This is a genomic window from Collinsella sp. AM09-41 (assembly GCF_003473245.1).
Taxonomy (GTDB): Bacteria; Actinomycetota; Coriobacteriia; order Coriobacteriales; family Coriobacteriaceae; genus Collinsella.
In genome coordinates this window covers 471,947-489,594 of record NZ_QRMJ01000001.1, presented here as the reverse complement: position 1 = coordinate 489,594, position 17,648 = coordinate 471,947, and the positions used below count along the sequence as shown (strand labels likewise).

The 17,648-nt window shown below is 54.2% G+C and carries 18 protein-coding genes and 2 pseudogenes; 10 read left to right on the top strand and 10 right to left on the bottom strand.

The window, feature by feature from the left end; translation table 11 throughout:
* Positions 1–2: 2 nt before the first annotated feature.
* Both DW112_RS02180 and DW112_RS02170 read right to left on the bottom strand, forming a co-directional pair.
* Positions 3–389, bottom strand: coding sequence for a sigma-70 family RNA polymerase sigma factor (locus DW112_RS02180; RefSeq protein WP_369834904.1), 387 nt, complete (start codon positions 387–389; stop codon positions 3–5).
* Between the two features lie 537 nt (positions 390–926).
* Positions 927–1,640, bottom strand: a pseudogene (locus tag DW112_RS02170) (radical SAM protein); the annotation flags it as partial.
* Positions 1,641–1,702: 62 nt separating this feature from the next.
* On the opposite strand from DW112_RS02170, the gene DW112_RS02165 reads away from it, so the two are divergent.
* Positions 1,703–1,786, top strand: coding sequence for a 23S rRNA methyltransferase attenuation leader peptide (locus DW112_RS02165; protein ID WP_001865637.1), 84 nt, complete (start codon positions 1,703–1,705; stop codon positions 1,784–1,786).
* Positions 1,787–1,910: 124 nt separating this feature from the next.
* Positions 1,911–2,648 (top strand): 23S rRNA (adenine(2058)-N(6))-methyltransferase Erm(B), encoded by a 738-nt coding sequence (gene erm(B) / locus DW112_RS02160; protein ID WP_002292226.1) that lies wholly within the window; start codon positions 1,911–1,913, stop codon positions 2,646–2,648.
* A 301-nt stretch (positions 2,649–2,949) separates the two neighbouring features.
* On the opposite strand, the gene DW112_RS02150 is transcribed toward erm(B), so the two are convergent.
* The gene (locus tag DW112_RS02150) at positions 2,950–3,129 is read right to left on the bottom strand and encodes a cysteine-rich KTR domain-containing protein (RefSeq protein ID WP_002588768.1); all 180 of its coding nucleotides are present in this window, start codon (positions 3,127–3,129) and stop codon (positions 2,950–2,952) included.
* 383 nt (positions 3,130–3,512) lie between these two features.
* On the opposite strand from DW112_RS02150, the gene DW112_RS02145 reads away from it, so the two are divergent.
* From DW112_RS02145 to DW112_RS02135, 3 genes and pseudogenes are all read left to right on the top strand, one after another.
* Positions 3,513–3,866, top strand: a complete 354-nt coding sequence (locus DW112_RS02145) for a helix-turn-helix transcriptional regulator (protein WP_002569186.1) — start codon at positions 3,513–3,515, stop codon at positions 3,864–3,866.
* 268 nt (positions 3,867–4,134) lie between these two features.
* Entirely contained in the window at positions 4,135–4,464 is a 330-nt protein-coding gene (mobC, locus tag DW112_RS02140) for a plasmid mobilization relaxosome protein MobC (RefSeq protein ID WP_002585086.1), read from the top strand.
* Positions 4,425–4,940: pseudogene (locus tag DW112_RS02135) on the top strand (relaxase/mobilization nuclease domain-containing protein); the annotation flags it as partial. The gene mobC and the pseudogene DW112_RS02135, both read left to right, overlap by 40 nt.
* Before the next feature lie 54 nt (positions 4,941–4,994).
* Here DW112_RS02135 and DW112_RS02130 read toward each other — a convergent pair.
* From DW112_RS02130 to DW112_RS02115, 4 genes are all read right to left on the bottom strand, one after another.
* Positions 4,995–5,315: a multidrug transporter gene (locus DW112_RS02130; RefSeq protein ID WP_117635687.1), complete on the bottom strand. Its 321-nt coding sequence runs from the start codon at positions 5,313–5,315 to the stop codon at positions 4,995–4,997.
* Between the two features lie 116 nt (positions 5,316–5,431).
* Positions 5,432–6,370: a helix-turn-helix domain-containing protein gene (locus DW112_RS02125; RefSeq protein WP_117563855.1), complete on the bottom strand. Its 939-nt coding sequence runs from the start codon at positions 6,368–6,370 to the stop codon at positions 5,432–5,434.
* Between the two features lie 433 nt (positions 6,371–6,803).
* The gene (locus DW112_RS02120) at positions 6,804–7,883 is read right to left on the bottom strand and encodes a 6-phosphofructokinase (protein ID WP_117778620.1); all 1,080 of its coding nucleotides are present in this window, start codon (positions 7,881–7,883) and stop codon (positions 6,804–6,806) included.
* Between the two features lie 140 nt (positions 7,884–8,023).
* Positions 8,024–9,109: a carcinine hydrolase/isopenicillin-N N-acyltransferase family protein gene (locus DW112_RS02115; RefSeq protein WP_118328238.1), complete on the bottom strand. Its 1,086-nt coding sequence runs from the start codon at positions 9,107–9,109 to the stop codon at positions 8,024–8,026.
* A gap of 161 nt (positions 9,110–9,270) precedes the next feature.
* Between DW112_RS02115 and DW112_RS02110 the strand changes: the two genes are divergently transcribed.
* On the top strand, positions 9,271–10,656 hold the full coding sequence (locus DW112_RS02110; RefSeq protein ID WP_233539104.1) for a M18 family aminopeptidase: 1,386 nt from the start codon (positions 9,271–9,273) through the stop codon (positions 10,654–10,656).
* Positions 10,657–10,671: 15 nt separating this feature from the next.
* Positions 10,672–10,839, top strand: coding sequence for a hypothetical protein (locus DW112_RS02105; RefSeq protein WP_158556983.1), 168 nt, complete (start codon positions 10,672–10,674; stop codon positions 10,837–10,839).
* A gap of 439 nt (positions 10,840–11,278) precedes the next feature.
* On the opposite strand, the gene DW112_RS02100 is transcribed toward DW112_RS02105, so the two are convergent.
* The 3 genes from DW112_RS02100 to DW112_RS02090 all read right to left on the bottom strand — a co-directional run bounded on the left by DW112_RS02100 (position 11,279) and on the right by DW112_RS02090 (position 14,103).
* Positions 11,279–12,214 (bottom strand): D-2-hydroxyacid dehydrogenase, encoded by a 936-nt coding sequence (locus DW112_RS02100; RefSeq protein ID WP_118328237.1) that lies wholly within the window; start codon positions 12,212–12,214, stop codon positions 11,279–11,281.
* A gap of 132 nt (positions 12,215–12,346) precedes the next feature.
* Positions 12,347–13,234: a type I methionyl aminopeptidase gene (gene map, locus DW112_RS02095; RefSeq protein WP_055286839.1), complete on the bottom strand. Its 888-nt coding sequence runs from the start codon at positions 13,232–13,234 to the stop codon at positions 12,347–12,349.
* Positions 13,235–13,326: 92 nt separating this feature from the next.
* On the bottom strand, positions 13,327–14,103 hold the full coding sequence (locus DW112_RS02090) for a radical SAM protein (RefSeq protein ID WP_117637636.1): 777 nt from the start codon (positions 14,101–14,103) through the stop codon (positions 13,327–13,329).
* A 225-nt stretch (positions 14,104–14,328) separates the two neighbouring features.
* Here DW112_RS02090 and DW112_RS02085 point away from each other — a divergent pair, with 225 nt between their 5' ends.
* The 3 genes from DW112_RS02085 (at position 14,329) to DW112_RS02075 (ending at position 17,598) form a co-directional block, all read left to right on the top strand.
* On the top strand, positions 14,329–15,126 hold the full coding sequence (locus DW112_RS02085) for an alpha/beta fold hydrolase (RefSeq protein WP_117637637.1): 798 nt from the start codon (positions 14,329–14,331) through the stop codon (positions 15,124–15,126).
* Positions 15,127–15,337: 211 nt separating this feature from the next.
* Positions 15,338–17,218 (top strand): diguanylate cyclase, encoded by a 1,881-nt coding sequence (locus DW112_RS02080; protein WP_158571721.1) that lies wholly within the window; start codon positions 15,338–15,340, stop codon positions 17,216–17,218.
* Between the two features lie 23 nt (positions 17,219–17,241).
* Positions 17,242–17,598, top strand: coding sequence for an Hpt domain-containing protein (locus DW112_RS02075; protein WP_199585294.1), 357 nt, complete (start codon positions 17,242–17,244; stop codon positions 17,596–17,598).
* Positions 17,599–17,648: the final 50 nt, after the last annotated feature.

Sequence of the window (17,648 nt, the reverse complement as noted above, 5' to 3'; positions counted from 1 at the left end):
TCTCAAAAGAGCTTGTGCCTGTACTGTATCGTGCTTCTCGACGTGTTGAACAGCTCCGCAATCTCGGTATCGTTCATTCCCTCGAAGTAATACAGCAATATGGCTTTGCGCTTTTCTTCCGGCAAAGTACGGATTGCTTCAAGAAGCAGCTTTGGCGTGATTTTCTTCCCGGCTTTCTCAAAGACGGTTTCGGCGGCTTCACGTTTGAAATATTCATCAAACGTATGAAGCTGCCGCGCTTCGTCTAAGGTCATGTCGGAAAAGGTCACTTCCTTTGCCTTGTGTCTGCGAAGTTCTCTATGGGTGTCGCAAGCTTCATTGTGCAATACCGTATTACAAAACTTCTGAAAAGCACACTGTTTGTAAAACTCCCTGCTATTAGGTTCCACATTCTCACCTCCTTTCTCGTTGGAAAGTTGGTGGTGCTTCCCCCCTTTTCGCGGGGCAATACGGCGTTTTTCAAAAACGCCGAAGATTTTTTGAAATTTCTTCAAAAATTTTTTGAACGTACAAAATGCGCCCGTCCGAAAAGCCCGGACGGGCGCATAGGCATTGTAAGCAGTATCCAGATGATTAGACAGTTCATATATATAAGCGTAGTTTCCCCCGGTGGTGGGCGGGCTTTTTTTGATAAGTCAATAACTGTCGGATTTTGTCGATATGCTTTTTGCTTCATGGCGGCTACCTCCTTTAGCCGCCGATTTCAACAGTGATACCGCGTCATTTCATTAGAAGATAAAAAGAAACGGCGGCTTTGATTTTTCAAAGCTGCTGCGGAAATCAAAGAACGACAAGCAACAGTTCTGATTTTGCTCCAATATGGTTATTAGGGGCACAAATTAAAATCAAAAAAGAGCCGATAACAGCAGTATTTCAAACTGCATATTATCGGCTCTGCGTCTGTGCGTCTGGCTCTTTTAATTAAATTATTTCTGTTGTTTTTTGGCTTTATTATATGTATTAGCTAACTGTCCACAAGCTGCTTTAATCTCTCTACCATGAGAAACTCTCATGGTAACTTCAAGTCCTGTTTGCTCTAATTGATGTTTGAACGCAACCATTTCTTGTTTTTGTGGTGCTCTAATTTTTGAATTACTCGTCGGGTTGTATTGCAGCACGTTAATCATAACATTTTTGCCCTTAAACCATTTTGCAAGTTGCCTTATATCTGAGGAACGGTCATTTATACCTGGTAAAAGCAAATACGCAAATACCACTTTTCGATTATGCCTTTGAGAATAGGACAATGCTTGCTTAACAACATCTTCAATAGCGTACATGTGCATATGAGGAATGATACAGTTTCTCGCAGCCTGTGTTGCTGCATGTAAAGATATTGTCAACTGAATTTTTAGATGTTCTTCGCGCAATTTTTTTAATTGATTAACTGGACCAACTGTTGATACGGTAATGCCGTCGGTTGGAAAGTTAAGTCCATTTCTATCTCGAAGAATATGGATTGCTGCAATCAAGTTGTCGTAATTGAATAAAGGTTCTCCCATTCCCATAAAAACGATACGATTTACTTTTTGACGTATCAATACAACCTGCTGCACAATTTCAGACGGTGTTAGATTACGAACAAAACCATTGCGTCCGGACTCACAAAAAATACAGCCAACAGAACAACCAACTTGCGTATAATAGGAATTGAAATTAAATTAGATGCTAAAAATTTGTAATTAAGAAGGAGGGATTCGTCATGTTGGTATTCCAAATGCGTAATGTAGATAAAACATCTACTGTTTTGAAACAGACTAAAAACAGTGATTACACAGATAAATAAATACGTTAGATTAATTCCTACCAGTGACTAATCTTATGACTTTTTAAACAGATAACTAAAATTACAAACAAATCGTTTAACTTCTGTATTTATTTATAGATGTAATCACTTCAGGAGTGATTACATGAACAAAAATATAAAATATTCTCAAAACTTTTTAACGAGTGAAAAAGTACTCAACCAAATAATAAAACAATTGAATTTAAAAGAAACCGATACCGTTTACGAAATTGGAACAGGAAAAGGGCATTTAACGACGAAACTGGCTAAAATAAGTAAACAGGTAACGTCTATTGAATTAGACAGTCATCTATTCAACTTATCGTCAGAAAAATTAAAACTGAATACTCGTGTCACTCTAATTCACCAAGATATTCTACAGTTTCAATTCCCTAACAAACAGAGGTATAAAATTGTTGGGAGTATTCCTTACCATTTAAGCACACAAATTATTAAAAAAGTGGTTTTTGAAAGCCATGCGTCTGACATCTATCTGATTGTTGAAGAAGGATTCTACAAGCGTACCTTGGATATTCACCGAACACTAGGGTTGCTCTTGCACACTCAAGTCTCGATTCAGCAATTGCTTAAGCTGCCAGCGGAATGCTTTCATCCTAAACCAAAAGTAAACAGTGTCTTAATAAAACTTACCCGCCATACCACAGATGTTCCAGATAAATATTGGAAGCTATATACGTACTTTGTTTCAAAATGGGTCAATCGAGAATATCGTCAACTGTTTACTAAAAATCAGTTTCATCAAGCAATGAAACACGCCAAAGTAAACAATTTAAGTACCGTTACTTATGAGCAAGTATTGTCTATTTTTAATAGTTATCTATTATTTAACGGGAGGAAATAATTCTATGAGTCGCTTTTGTAAATTTGGAAAGTTACACGTTACTAAAGGGAATGTAGATAAATTATTAGGTATACTACTGACAGCTTCCAAGGAGCTAAAGCGCTCGGGACCCCATTAAGTATTTTTAAAAGCATGGTCGCAAGTTTCACTAGCAGCCATGCTTTTATTGAATCATTGTAGGACATTTTAAAGATAATTGCCCACTTTAAAATTAAACATGTGCTTAGAATCGTTCTAGGCAACACCAATAACAATCACTAATCACAAGTGATTTATAACTAAATATCCTTCCTTTTCAAAATTAAAAAGTTTGTTTTTCAGAGTTTTTGATTATGATTTCTAGTTTTTCAACATCAACGATATGCGTTAATTTACATTTAGGGCAGAAAAGAGGAAAATTTCTTAATACCGTATTATAAAATACTTGAACCCTCGTCTTTCCGTTACAAATTGGACATTTTATCCAATATTTTTCAAGCATAATATTTCTCCTTTTGCGCAAAAAAATGCCGGTCAATTCTCAACATGAGCATTGACCGGCATTTATACATATAATACTACAACAAAATTAAGGCATAGTTTTTATACTATGTCTATACGTCGTTAGTTTTGTTGTATAGCATACGCAAAATAAGCATGACAAAAAAGCCCATATTGAAAATGGGAAAATCTTTTTTGATTTCAATGCTTATCGAATACGCATGCTATGTAACATAAACATTCCCCCCCTTTTATATAATATTATATACAAAAGCAGCTTGTTGTCAACATATATATATATGAATTATTTTGGCTAACTGATAGAACTACGTAGACATATCCAAGAAGAAAGGGGAACAGTAAAATGTAATAGGGTGAATAACTATGGCAAAAAGACCAGTACCACGATACGACTTTAAGGCTTTTGGGGCAGCGATAAAGGCAGCGCGTGAGGGATGCAAGGAGAGCCGCAAGAAAGTAGGCGACGAAATGTTTATCTCGCCGCGCTACCTTGCGAACATTGAGAACAAGGGGCAGCACCCAAGTTTACAGATATTCTTTGAGCTGATACAGCGTTACCATATATCCGTAGACCAATTCCTTTTAGAAACGCCGCCGGAGAAGAACACGCAGCGGCGGCAGCTTGACGCGCTTCTTGACGGTATGAGCGATACAGGCATACGGATTGTAACCGCAACGGCAAAGGAGATTTCCGAAGTCGAAAAAGAGGGCGAATAGGAATGTCCGACTTAAAACTGAACAGGATTTAGAAAGCGTTGTAATCTTTTTTTGAGATTGCAGCGTTTTTCTTTTGCGTAAGTTTGGCAAAATCGCTTTTTCTCCGTAGTAGGTGATAAGAGCCTAAAGGATAAAAACATTCGTAGCAAGCATAGGAAGCGGGTACCCACTTCCGTATTTTCCCCTCCCGCGCTGCGGCGCGTCGGTTGAAAATTGCTTGTTGGGAAGTGTCCCAAACCCTCGGAACGGAAAGGAAAGGAGCGAATACATGAACGGACGCAAAAGAACGGTGCAAATCAAATTCAGAGTGACGGAAGCGGAACGGGATTTAATACTGGAAAAAATGAAGCTCGTACCCACCCGGAACATGGCGGCATATCTGCGGAAGATTGCCATTGACGGGTATATCATTCAGATAGACCATGCCGATATAAAGGCAATGACCGCAGAGATACAGAAAATCGGTGTCAACGTCAACCAGATAGCACGCCGCGTAAACGCGACGGGGAACGCATACCAAGAGGACATAGAGGAAATAAAGGGGGTGCTTGCGGAGATATGGCGGTTACAAAGATTAAGCCTATTAAAAGCACTCTAAGCAAAGCCCTTGACTATATCGAAAACCCGGACAAGACGGACGGAAAAATGCTTGTGTCCTCTTTCGGCTGCTCCTATGAAACGGCAGATATTGAATTTGAATATACCTTGTCCCAAGCACTCCAAAAGGGGAACAATTTAGCCTTTCATCTGATACAGTCCTTTGAGCCGGGGGAAGTCGATTATCAGAAAGCCCATGAAATCGGAAAGCAGCTTGCCGACGCGGTAACAAAGGGGCAGCATGAATATGTACTCACGACGCACATTGACAAAGGACACGTCCACAATCACATTATTTTCTGCGCCGTAAATTTCGTAGACCACCGCAAATATAATTCCAACAAAAGGAGCTATTACGGCATACGGAACATGAGCGACAAGCTGTGTCGGGAAAATGGCTTGTCCGTCGTCGTTCCCGGCAAGGGCAGCAAGGGAAAGAGCTATGCGGAGTACCAGGCAGAAAAGACGGGTACAAGTTAGGTGGCCCGGCGTTTGCCCCGTTTTGCTGGGGATGTCTGTCGTTCAGTGCTCTTACTGGCCAATCCAGTGTTGCGCATAGCTCTTAATGTCCTCGGTAAAACCGTCAAGGTCGTCAAGGGTGATCACGCTGTCGATAAGCAAATTGGCTATCTCGCGGTGCATTGTGCTGCGGCGAATGTCGTTTGCAATTACGCCTGAGGACAGCTTGTCTCTATTGAGGCGCTCTTCTAGTGCCCAAAATCTACTGGACGCTTCACTGTCGCCGTTCAGTATCTCAACATACTGGCCGATGAGCTTTTCCATATAACGTTCTTGCCATTGAGGAAGCATTTTCTTGAACAGCTTCCAGTCGCTTTCGGCTACGTCGCGCATATGTCCTCCGCTCGTCAAACGGGCTTTCCATTTGCCTTTCATTCTATTTGGCTTTCGCTCACAGGCGTGGATGAGAGGCTCTCTTTAGCCTTCGAGATTGGGCCTGAATGGGTGGTTTAGGCCTGTTTGCGGTGCTTCCATTGTTTGCGGCACCAGCGCATGAGCGCCTTTATGACGGGAATCGTGATGAGGATGATCCATGCAGGATGGGGCTGTCCCAAACAGAGCCACATGTAGAGGAACCAAGCGATGGCGGCTGCCGGGTAGATGGCCTCGATCAGCTTAGACAGGTGGCGCCGATCGATGAAGTCACCAATCGCGTAGTAGACGGGAACCAGAAAGACGAGGAAAAGCCCCATGCCCCATGTGCCGTAGACAATGCCGAGCACCAGATAGGCGAGAGTGACAAGTGCGGGGAAGGGGAATTTGTTCCATGCACGTCCGACCTTGGTGTGGAAATGCTTGCCATGATGGTCGAGCTTGTCGTGTGCTTCCTTCCAGCTGGAAAACGTCTCGCCGTCGATGGTGACGGTGCCGTCGTCATTGGTGCGTACGCTATGTCCATCGTCCTCAAGCGTATCGATATGCACGCCGTCCGGCCCCACATGCACCTCTTCGCCCTTGCGCTCGTTGGTCACATGGATGCCGCTCCAACCAACATGGACTTCCTCGCCTTTATTGGGATCAATGACGTGGATACCGCGCGCGAGGGAAATATCGACAAGTGGCTTATCGCTGCAATCAGCGTGCTCAGTAGAAGCCTCAGCCTCTTCAGCCTTATCTGAAGCTTTGGTGCCGGCGTTGCTGTTCTGCGCCTCATCATCAGCCTGTGAGTCATCAGCGCTAGCCACCGCCTCCCCATACAGCAGCTCATCCAGCGACACGCCATACAGCGCGGCGAGCGCAATAAGGTTATCGGTATCGGGTGAGGACTCGCTGCGCTCCCATTTACTGACAGCCTGACGACTCACACCCAGCTGGGCGGCAAGCGCCTCCTGAGAAAGCCCGGCAGCCTTGCGGCGATCAACGAGCCGCTGCGCCATCGCAAGATCCATGGTGGTTCCTTTCGTTTGATGGTCGAATCGAATGAGCCGAGTATGCCGAGAACAACCGGTAGCGACCACCATTTCTAGTTAGAATCTGCCCCAACCCTACCGCAACTACCGGTAGCAACCCCTAACGACCAGCCATTTTAGGACAAATGTCAGTGCAAGTAGCAGCCAAGAGCCCCCACTCAGTAAGTTGCGGTGGAATAGTTTCTGGATTCAGCCATTTGCGGACTAAGCAGGAACTATTTCACCGCAACTTAATTTCAGACCAGGCACCCGCAGCAAGAAGACGAATAGCCTCGGCGAGTATGTAAGCGCAGGGCCCTCCGACCCCGCCCGACGATTTCGATTGGCGACCTTTGACGGAGCCAAGGGAGGAGCCAAATCGAAATACGTCGGGCGGGGTCGGAGGGCCCGATGGGATGGATTTCGGCCGAGGCTATTCGTCGCCGAAGCTGATGCCCAACGCTTTGGCCTCGCGCACCAGATCGCTCTGGGGATCGACGTACTTGAGCTTGCCGGCGACATCCTCAAGCGGCATATGGCACATCTTGCCGTCGCGCAGGGCAATCATGTAGCCAAACTCGCCGCGCAGGCAGCCGAGCGCTGCCTCGACACCGCACTGGGTCGCAAAGATGCGGTCCTGGGCGTCGGGCTGACCGCCGCGCTGCGTGTGGCCGGGGATGGCGACGCGGGTCTCGCGACCGGTCTTGGCCTCGATCTCCTTGGCGATGTCGTAGACGATCGACGGGCTCGTGCGCTCGGCGAGCTTCTTCTTGTACTCCTTCTTGGACAGCGCCGCGTCCTCCTTGGAGATAGCGCCCTCGGCGACGGCCACGATGGTAAAGCGGCTGCCGGTCTCCATGCGATGCTCGATGGTCTTGATGACGTTATCCATGTCGTAGGGAATCTCGGGAATCAAGATGACATCCGCGCCGCCCGCGACGCCGGCGTACAGCGGGATCCAGCCAACCTTGTGGCCCATGATCTCGATGACAAACACGCGGCCGTGGCTCGAGGCGGTAGTGTGGATGTCGTCGATGCACTTGGTGGCGACGTCGATGGCGCTCGTAAAGCCAAACGTCAACTCGGTGCCCCAGGTGTCGTTATCGATGGTCTTGGGCAGGGCGATAACGTTGAGGCCCTCTTCGCGCAGGCGGTTGGCGGTCTTGGTGGAGCCGTTGCCGCCCAGCATAAACAGGCAGTCGAGCTGCAACTTGTGATAAGTGTGGACCATCGCGGGCACCTTCTCGACGCCGTCGGCCTCGGGAGTATCCAGGCGCTTGAACGGCGTACGGCTCGTGCCCAGGATGGTGCCGCCGCGGGTGAGGATGCCGCTAAAATCGGCGGGCGTCATGACGCGGAACCTGCTGTAGATAAGGCCCTGGTAGCCGTCCTCAAAACCGTAGATCTCGATAGGCTCTTCGCTATTGGTCATAAGCGTTTTGACAATGCCGCGCATGGTAGCGTTGAGCGCCTGGCAGTCGCCGCCACTGGTAAGAAGACCGATCCTAAGCATGATGAATCCTTCCGGGCAAGTTATAACATGCGCATAAGTTTACCCCCGCACACTGTTGATACGGGGGTAAAACGTGTTAGCTCAAGCGTATAGAAATGTAAGCAACGTCAGGCGAGCGTAAGGTCGACGGGCCTGGCTCCTTACAGTGCGAAGGCGTCGACGTCGCCCCAGTGGCGGCGCAGCGTGATGGCGGCAGCGGGCTCGGTGTTGTCAAAGACGACCGACCACTGCGTGTTGCTGGTGATGTCTTCCGGATTGGGCTCTTGCGCTGCAGCGCGTAGGGCCTTCCAAGCGACTGCCTCATCTTGGGCGCCGGCATGGGCGTCAAGGACACCGGCGATTGCGACGGCGCGCTCTTTACCATGGCCCAGCTCGCCATTCTTTTGGTTGGACAGCACTTCGTCGCCATAGCAGGCGTAGAAGTTCGTAACCTGGGTTACAGGAGTCGCTTTGAAAGCGCGGTCCGGATCGCGCGGATCCCACTCTACTACGCGCGCGTCACCGGCGGCGTCGTTTATAAAGAAGTGGTAATCGCGTCCTGCCATGGCGTGCATGTCGTAGGCGGAAAGCAGGTCGACAGCTTCTTGCGTGGTGGCGGCACGGTCGAGCACCAGACGGATGGCGAGCGAGGTATTGATGACGGGGCGTTGCGTGTCCTGGTCACAGGGCTTGGAATCCAGGGTGAGTACGGCAATGGACACGCCGCACTCGTTAACACCGTCGAGCTGGGCAAACGGGCCCATCAACGCCGCAGCGCGTCCGCCGACGGAGTCAAGCGGAGTGTTATCGCCCAGGTTGTTAAGGGCGGCAAACCCGATGGAGGCATAGCCGTCGCACGGGTGATTACGCACCAGCAGCGCTGAGGTGTCGTCCTTAAAGTCGTAATTGCGACCGGTGCGCACGCGGCCTTCGGCATCTACGGCGACAAAAGCGCTGCAGGCAAACTGGGGCGCCTGGACATGTGCCGGCACACCGGGCAGCACCTGCGCCACCACGGCATCGATGTAGGCCTGGTCGTCGCGCACGCCAGCGGCGATGATGCAATCAAGATCGTAGTCGTAGGCAATGTCGATTGCGTACAGGTCATAGCCATCCGCGTAGCCAGTCAAGCGTTTGAGTGACGCGGCGGACTTGATTTGTTTGTGATAAACGATGCCGGTGGCAGCGGCAAGGCCGACGGCGACTCCCGCGACACCGCAGGCGATGGCAATGTTACGTGGCTTCATGACGGCTCCTTTCGTCCTGTTAGCGTAATTGTCGCAAAAGGTGCACGGGCATGATGGCTCAACTTGGCGAGCGGCGCGGGATTAAACACGGAATGAAGAGTGCAGCACTGGCGCGGCGGGGTATGCTGGAGGGGACCATCAACCCAGCGAAAGGGGAGAGCATGACGGATCAGGAAACGCCCGAGCGCGCGCATGTGACGGCCGACGATATCGAGGCCGCTAACGACCTTATCGACTTTATCGAGGCATGCCCCAGCATGTTTCATACGGCGGCGACCATTATGGCCGAGCTCGACGAGGCGGGTTTTACCTACCTGCCCGAGAACGCGGCGTGGGACATCGAGCCGGGCGGGCGTTATTACACGCAACGCAACACCTCGAGCGTTGTTGCCTTTAAAGTGGGCGAGGACCTGGCCGCGACGTGGGGCGAGGACGGCGTTGCCGGTGACTATCATTTTCAGCTGACGGCGTCGCACAGCGACTCGCCGACGTTTAAGGTTAAGGCCGTGCCCGAGCTCGACGGCGCGGGCGAGACGCTGCGCCTGAACACCGAGGCCTACGGCGGCATGATCGACTACACCTGGTTCGACCGTCCGCTGGCACTCGCGGGCCGCGTGCTGGTACGCGAGGGCGACCGTATCGAGAGTCGTTTGCTCGCTACCGAGCGCGAAGTCGCCATCATCCCGAGCCTTGCCATCCATATGAACCGTGGCGTTAACGAGGGCTTTGCGCCCAACCGAGCCGTTGACCTGTGCCCTCTCATCAGCGCTGGTGACCTTAAGCAGGGCGACTTTGACGCCCTGATCGCCGACGAGCTGGATGTTGAGCCCGAGCAAATTTTGGGCCGCGATCTGTTCCTGGTCAATCGTCAGGATGCGCGCATTTGGGGCTGGGCCGACGAGTTTATCTCGACGCCCAAGCTCGACGACCTGGCCTGCGCCTACACCTCGCTGCAGGCATTTTTGGGTGCCGAGAACGCGCACGACGTTTCGGTCTTCTGCTGCTTTGATAATGAGGAGGTTGGCTCCGAGACCAAGCAGGGCGCCATGTCGACGTTCTTGGCCGATGCACTGCGCCGCATTAACGGCTCGCTGGGCTTTGACGACGAGTCGTACCACCGTGCGCTTGCCGCTTCGATGCTCGTGAGCTGCGACAACGCGCATGCCGTGCACCCCAACCACGCCGAGAAGTGCGACGCCCGCAACCAGGTTGTGCTCAACGGCGGCATCGTCATCAAGGAGGCCGCCAACCAGCACTACTGCACCGATGCCTTTAGTCGCGCGGTGTTCCAGGCCATCTGCGATGACACTGACGTACCCACGCAGGCCTTCGCAAACAAGAGCGATATGGCGGGTGGCTCCACGCTCGGCAACCTGTCGAACATGCAGGCGAGCATGCATGCCGTGGACGTGGGCCTGCCGCAGCTTGCCATGCACTCGAGCTACGAGACCGGCGGCGTGCGCGACGTGATGTACGCCATCCGCGCCCTCACCGCCTTCTACGAGCGCAACCTAACCATCAACGGCGCCGAAAGCGTGGAACTCTAAATGCGAGCCGAAGAAATGAAGGCCGAGCGTGGGGCTCAGCTTATTGATCGGGGTTTACAGCTGTTCGTCGCCGCTTGCCATGAGTCAGGGGTCGACGTGTCCAAGGCGCGACCAACGAGTGCTGAAGAACTCAAGCGTAACGCCTATTCGGACCGCTATGACGAGGAGACGGACTGGCTCTAATAAGCGAAGTGTCGAAAACGCTAGATGTATGTTTGATATCACTTTGGCGAGAGTGTCGCAGACAGAACTACCGGTATGGCGCAAGCCAACCTGACCCCATTGCACCAAACCTACCAAAAAGGGACAGGTTTATTTTGGCAGGTTTTATCTGGGCAAATGCCACAACGCCAACGGCAAGACGGAACTGCTAAGGCTTGCAGATGAAGCCGACGCCAGCGAAACGCCGCAGGTAGAGCGCACGCCAGCGAGAGCCCGCCGTTTGAGCCAAGGTGCCGTGAAATGAAAAGGCGCTGACCTTCTGGTCGCGCCTTTGAAATTGAACGGCAGATTGGCCAAACGGCGGGCTCGCAGCGTCGAGTGGTCCGCCGTTCGTTAGAACGGCGGAACCTAAGGGCGCAGCGTCGAGGGGTTCCGGCGTTTGGTAAAACGCCGGAACAAATCAGTGCTCGATCCAACAACGTAAAGTTTCGCCGGCCTGCAGGTGACGCAGATTCTCCGCGGCGATGTCGACGACGTTGTTGAGCGTGGCTGCCAGGTGGAACCAGCCGGAGACGTGCGGCGTGATGAGCATGTTGGGCGCATCCCACAGGGGGCTTGTCGCGGGCAGCGGTTCGGGGTCGGTGACGTCGACCGCGGCGCCGGCGAGATGTCCCGATTCCAGAGCGGCAACCAAGTCGTCGGCGACCACAAGATCGCCGCGGCCGCCGTTGGCAAAGAAGGCACCCGGTTTCATCGCGGCGAAGAACTCGGCGTTCGCCAGGCCGCGGGTCTCGGGTGTGCTCGGCATAAAGGATGCAACGATGTCAGCCTCGGCCAGGCGCTCGGGCAGGGCATCCATGCCGTCCATGTCCTCAAACACAATGGGGTAGACGAGCGGATGGCGCTTGATGCCGCGGACGTGCGCGCCCATGCTGCGGCAGAGCGTGGCGAAGTGGCCACCGACATCGCCCGCGCCCAGCACCAGCACATTGGCGTTTTTGAGCGAGGTGACCGGCCCCAAATCCTCCCAGCGATGCTCGCGCTGCAAGTCGTGATAGCCGGGCAGGCGCTTCATCATGGAAAGGACCATGGCAAACATGTGCTCGCTCACAGCCTGACCGTAGGCGCCCACCGAGCAAGACAGTTTGGCGTCGGCCGGCACGGTGCCGGCGGCAAGGTAGTCGTCATAGCCGGCGGTCTGCAATTGCAGCAGCTGGAGATGCTCGCATGCCGTGAGCATGTCAGAGTCGATGTTGCCCAAGATCACGTCGGCGTCGGCGACCTGCTCGCGCGTGATGGCGTCGGCGCTCGTGTAGATAAAGTCCTCGCCCGGAGCGCTCGACTCAAGAATTGCGCGATGGCGGTCATTGACGGGCAGCAAAACCAGGATGTTCACAAACAGTCCTCTCCGCTCGACCTGCCAAAAAGGGACAGGTTTATTTTGGCAGGTTTTACCAGGTAAAACGCTAAAAAACGCCGGGCTTCGTGATGGTTAACATATCCATCGCGTAGCCCGGCGCATCCACGGCTACCAGCTGAGCAGTTCGTAGCCGTCCTCGGTCACCACGAGCTGTACCTCGCACTGGGCCGAATCGCTGCCGTCCTTGGTGCGCACGCACCAGCCGTCGCCCTTGCTAATCTTGATGTCGGGCGCTCCGGCATTGACCATAGGCTCGATGGTAAAGACCATGCCCGGGGCCATGATGGTATCCACATCGGGCGCCTCGGTGGTAAAGCCCACAAATGGGTCTTCGTGGAACTCCTTACCGATGCCGTGTCCGCCGTACTCGCGCACCACGCTAAAACCGGCGTCCTCGACGGTCTTTTGCACGGCCTCGGCCATAACGGACAGTGGCAGCCATGGCTTGACGGCCGCCAGACCCGCTTCCACGCTGGCGCGGGTGACATCGACCAGGCGCTGGCGCTCGGCCGAGACCTCGCCGATGCAGAACATGCGGCTCGAGTCGCTAAAGTAGCCGTCTAGGATCGTGGAACAGTCCACGTTGATGATGTCGCCCTCGTGCAGCACGTCCGTATCGCAGGGAATGCCGTGGCAGACCACATCATTGATCGAGGTGCACACGCTCTTGGGGTAGCCCTCGTAGTTGAGGTCGGCCGGCGTGCCACCGTGCTCGACGGTGTAGTCGTAGATCATCTGGTCGATCTGGTTGGTGGTCATGCCTGCGGCGATATGCTCGCCCACATAATCGAGCACGCCCACGTTGATGGCTGCCGAGCGCTTGATGCCCTCGATATCGGCGGGAGTCTTGTAGAGCGTGCGAGGCAGAACCTCCCAGCCTTCTTCCCACAAGCGCTCGAGGCGCTCATCAAAGGCGCTATGGCATTTCTTGTATTTCTTGCCGCTGCCGCACCAGCAAGCGTCGTTGCGGCCGGGCACGGGTCCTTTGTCATACATGGCTAACTTCCTTTCATCCGCAGCTAGTATAGCCCACCCGCAGACCAGCTCATTTGGGATGGGGCTAATTTAGCTGCTGGCGGGCGGCCGCGCTAGTAGCTCACCTGGCAGGGAATACCGAGGGCGCGCACGCGCGCGGCAATGGCGTCGAGCACCTCGGGCGCTGCTTTGGCAAGGCCGGCGACTGGTGTCTCGCGCGCGACCGTGTAGATGGTCGCCTCCTGCGGACGAATGCGCTCGAGCGCCGCGAGCCAAGGGCCGACGTACTCCTCGCCGGTGTTATCGAGAGACTTGCCCCGGTACTCACCGCTCAAAAACATCGTCTGGATAATGACATGACCGTTAAAGCCTGCGAACGTCTCGATCTGGTGCTCGACGTCATAGGGGCCAACGGGCTGGTCGAGCAGCTGGATAAACGCCGGGTCGACGGTATCGAGCTTAAGAATGTTGTCGTCGACCATCATGAGCGCATCGTGCACAGCGGGCTGGTCGGCGCGCGTGCCGTTGGAAAGCACGGCAATCTTGGTGTTGGGGGCTAGCTGATCGCGCAGCGCGACGGCGCCGGCGATGGCCTGTGGAAACTCCGGTGCGGCGGTGGGCTCGCCGTTGCCTGCGAAGGTGATTACATCGGGGGGCTCGCCCTCGGCTGCCATCTCGCGCAGCTTTGCCTCGAGCGCTTCGAGTACCACGGCAGCCGTGTTATACGGCTCATGGCAGGGGCGCTCGGCGTTGAGGCCGTTCTCGCAGTAGATGCAGTCGAACGTGCAGATTTTGCCGCTGGCCGGCATCATGTTGACGCCGAGCGAGAGACCAAGGCGACGGCTGCGAACGGGCCCAAAGATGGGGCTGGCATTCAAAAACGTAGACATAGGCATATGCTCCTCAAGACAATTGTGCCTAAGCATAGCATCGGCTCCAAAGCAAGGTGTGGGCTCTTGCTTTACAAGTTTCGTTTTTTCACGTCGCTCATGATGCCGTGCCATGAAAAGCCTCGGGTCGGGTACAGTTAATCTGTTAACAAGGCGTAAAGCAATGCGGGTCCATCCAACCGTGCTGACGTGCAACTGGATGAGCATTGATGATGGGGGCACAACATGGATTTTACGGTCGAGAATGCGGGCACCACGATTGCCTGTCGCGAATATGCCGGCCCGGATGTGTCGCCTGATACTCCTGCCTTGGTGTGCGTGCACGGCGCTTGTGTTGACGGCGTCTTTTTTGACGGTATCGCCCGCGAGCTCGCCTGTGACTACCGCGTCATTGCCTACGACCGCCGCGGCTGTGGTGGCAGCAGCGAAGCGGCAGACGGCAGCTATGATCTTGCCGCTCAGGCCGCCGACCTGCAGGCCGTGATCGAACACGTTGGCGCTCCGACAAATGTGCTTGCGCACAGCGCCGGTACGTTGGTGGCGCTGGAGCTTCTTCGCACTGAACCCCATCTCGTCGCCCGTGCGATTCTGCATGAGCCGGCTGTGTCGGCCGAAGGCGTCGGCATGGGCGCAGCTCCGGTTTTGCTCGATATGATTGCGGCTGGAAAGGTTTCAAGGGCGCTCCGGCTTTTCTTGGGAGCCCTCGGCGACTTGGACCCCGAGGCTCCTGGAACGACCGAGGCAGAAGCCAAGCATGCCCTGCGCAACGGCCGCAGTTTCATGGCAAACGAATACGGGATTACTATGACCTGCGTTCCCGATTGGGATAGCGTTCGCGCGTCAAAAACGGTGGCCGCCGTGCTCCTAGGCGAGCTCTCGATTGGCACGCCCCGCGAGGCTGGCACGCGAGCGGCTGCCGAATATCTCGATTGCCCTCTCGTGACGATCCCGGGCGCGCATAACGGTCTGCGCGATCGCCCGGCAGCGGCTGCCCGGGCTGTCCGTGGCATCCTGGGGCTCTAGCATCCGCAATAGCCAAAGCAGGCTTCATCCGCAAACGTTTCGGCCGTATTAACAAACGTGCTCAAAACCTCGCGTCTGCGGCTTCAATCGCGCCGTCTGCCAACTCATAAGAATGTGGCAGCATTCACGTGCTTACCTGCATCGGCAAGGTGTTACCCTTGTAACATTTGGAACCCACCGCTACCATGCGAAACTATCGAAAGGGCCCCATATGCTCAATAATCACGAGGTCAATCTAACCGACGAGGAGGCTGCCGCCGAGGTCGCCCGTGTCGCGAAGACCTACCCCGTGGTGCGTTTGCTGTCGGCCGATCAGATTAAGAGTGAGCCTAACTGCCTGCTCGCCGGTGATCGGTGTCCTTGTCTGCGTCAGTCAAGTCTTGAGGCTTTGGCAGACTCCGATGAGGTGTCGGAGCAACTGCTCAATGATGGCACTGAGTACCGCGCCCGTCTACGCCCTTTGAAGGTCGAGGGCGAGCCTCACGTCTTGCTGATGGTGCGTCCGATCGATGAGCAAGAGGCCGCAGAAGAGGACCTTGTCTACACCGACGTGCTGACGAATGTGCGCAATCGCCGATATTACGAGGAAAAGCTCCGTAGCACCCGCGTGAATGCCGGCGTTGCGGTGATCGACCTTGATGATTTTAGGGTCTTCAACGATACGTGTGGCCGTCATGCCGGCGACCTTGCGCTCGGTGCTGTGGCGACAGCCATACGCAGCGGAATCCGTTCGACTGACGAGCTTGTGCGCTATGGCTGCGACAAGTTTGTGGTTGTCATGCCCAATATTCCCTCCGATGACTTCACCCGTCGCCTGCATCAGGTGTCCGATGCCGTTCATTCCACGATTATTCCGGGCCATGAGTACGTGAGCTTGACGGCATGTGTTGGTGGCGTTCGCATTCATGGCGAGACGGTCGATGAGGGCGTTGGCCGCGCTGCTCAGTTACTGAGCCGCGCTAAGGCAAAAGCCGGTACGGTCGTGACCGATGCCGATTCCATCGAGGCCTTCCAAAGCGAAAAGCCTTTGGTGCTTATCGCCGATGACTCCGAGATGAACCGAGCCATTCTCAGCGAGATGCTCAAGGACGAGCATTGCATCCTCGAGGCCGATAACGGTCGTGCGGCGCTCGACATGGTCGACCGCTATGGCGATGAGTTGTCGCTCGTGCTGCTGGACATTGTGATGCCGGGCATAAGCGGCTTTGAGGTGCTGGCCGATCTGTCGCGCCGATCGGGTATCGATAATCTGCCTGTCATCATGATTTCGAGCGAAGATTCCGATGATGCGGTTCTGCGCGCGTACGAGCTGGGCGCCTCGGACTATATCAACCGCCCGTTTGACTCCCGTATCGTGCGCCGCCGCGTAAGCAACACCATCCGCCTGTACGCCAAACAGCGCCGCCTGACGAACCTGCTGTCCCAACAGTACAACGAGCGCGTCAAGAACAGTCGCATGCTCATCGACATCATGGCCGGCGTCATGGAGCTTCGCAACGGCGAGAGCGGTAGGCACGTTACGAACATCGAAAAGCTGACCGAGCTGCTGCTTGGCTATCTGGTCCAGCGTAGCGGCACGATCTCCCTCGACAATGAGGAACGCTCCACGATCGCCCTGGCTTCGGCGCTGCACGATATCGGCAAGATGTCGATTGACGATGCGATTCTCAACAAGCCCGGACGCCTTACGCCCGAGGAATTCGAGATTATGAAGACGCATACCACGATTGGCGCCAACATGCTGCTCGAGCTGGGCAGCCATCACGCCGGCAATGCGCTTTTGGAATATGCGTACCAGATTGCGCGTTGGCACCACGAGCGCTGGGACGGCAGGGGTTATCCCGACGGTCTTAAGGGCGACGATATCCCCATCTCCGCGCAGGTGGTTTCGGTGGCTGACGTGTACGATGCGCTGACGAGCGTGCGCGTATACAAGGACGCTATCCCGCACGAGGAGGCGATCCAGATGATCCTGGACGGTAAGTGCGGCACCTTTAACCCGCTGCTGCTCGATTGCCTGCTCGAGGTGCAAGACCAAATTGCCGAAACATTGGCGCGCCCCGCCGAGGTCGTTGCGCTTCCTACGATTTAGTTTGACCAAAGGAGTTTCAATCCATGATTTCCATGCGTGAGGCGTATGAGAAGATCGGCGCCAATTATGATGACGCTTGCACTCGGCTGATGGGCGAGGAGATGCTTGCCCGTTTTGCCCTCAAGTTTTTGGATGACGAGAGCATGGACAAGCTGGAGGCTGCCATGGCGGCAGGAGACGCCAGGGAAGCGTTTATGGCGGCGCACACGCTCAAGGGCGTGAGCCAGAACCTGGGATTCGATAATCTGTACGAGCCGGCGCTCGTGGTGACCGAAGCACTGCGCGGTGCCGATACTGTTGACGGCGCTCGCGAGGGAATGCATGCACTGCAGCAGCAGTATGCGGCCACGATGTCGGCCCTGCGCGAGGCAGCCGAGTAAGAGGTTGTGAGCCTTGGCTGTGTGTCTGCCGCGTATAGGCAAAAGGGCGC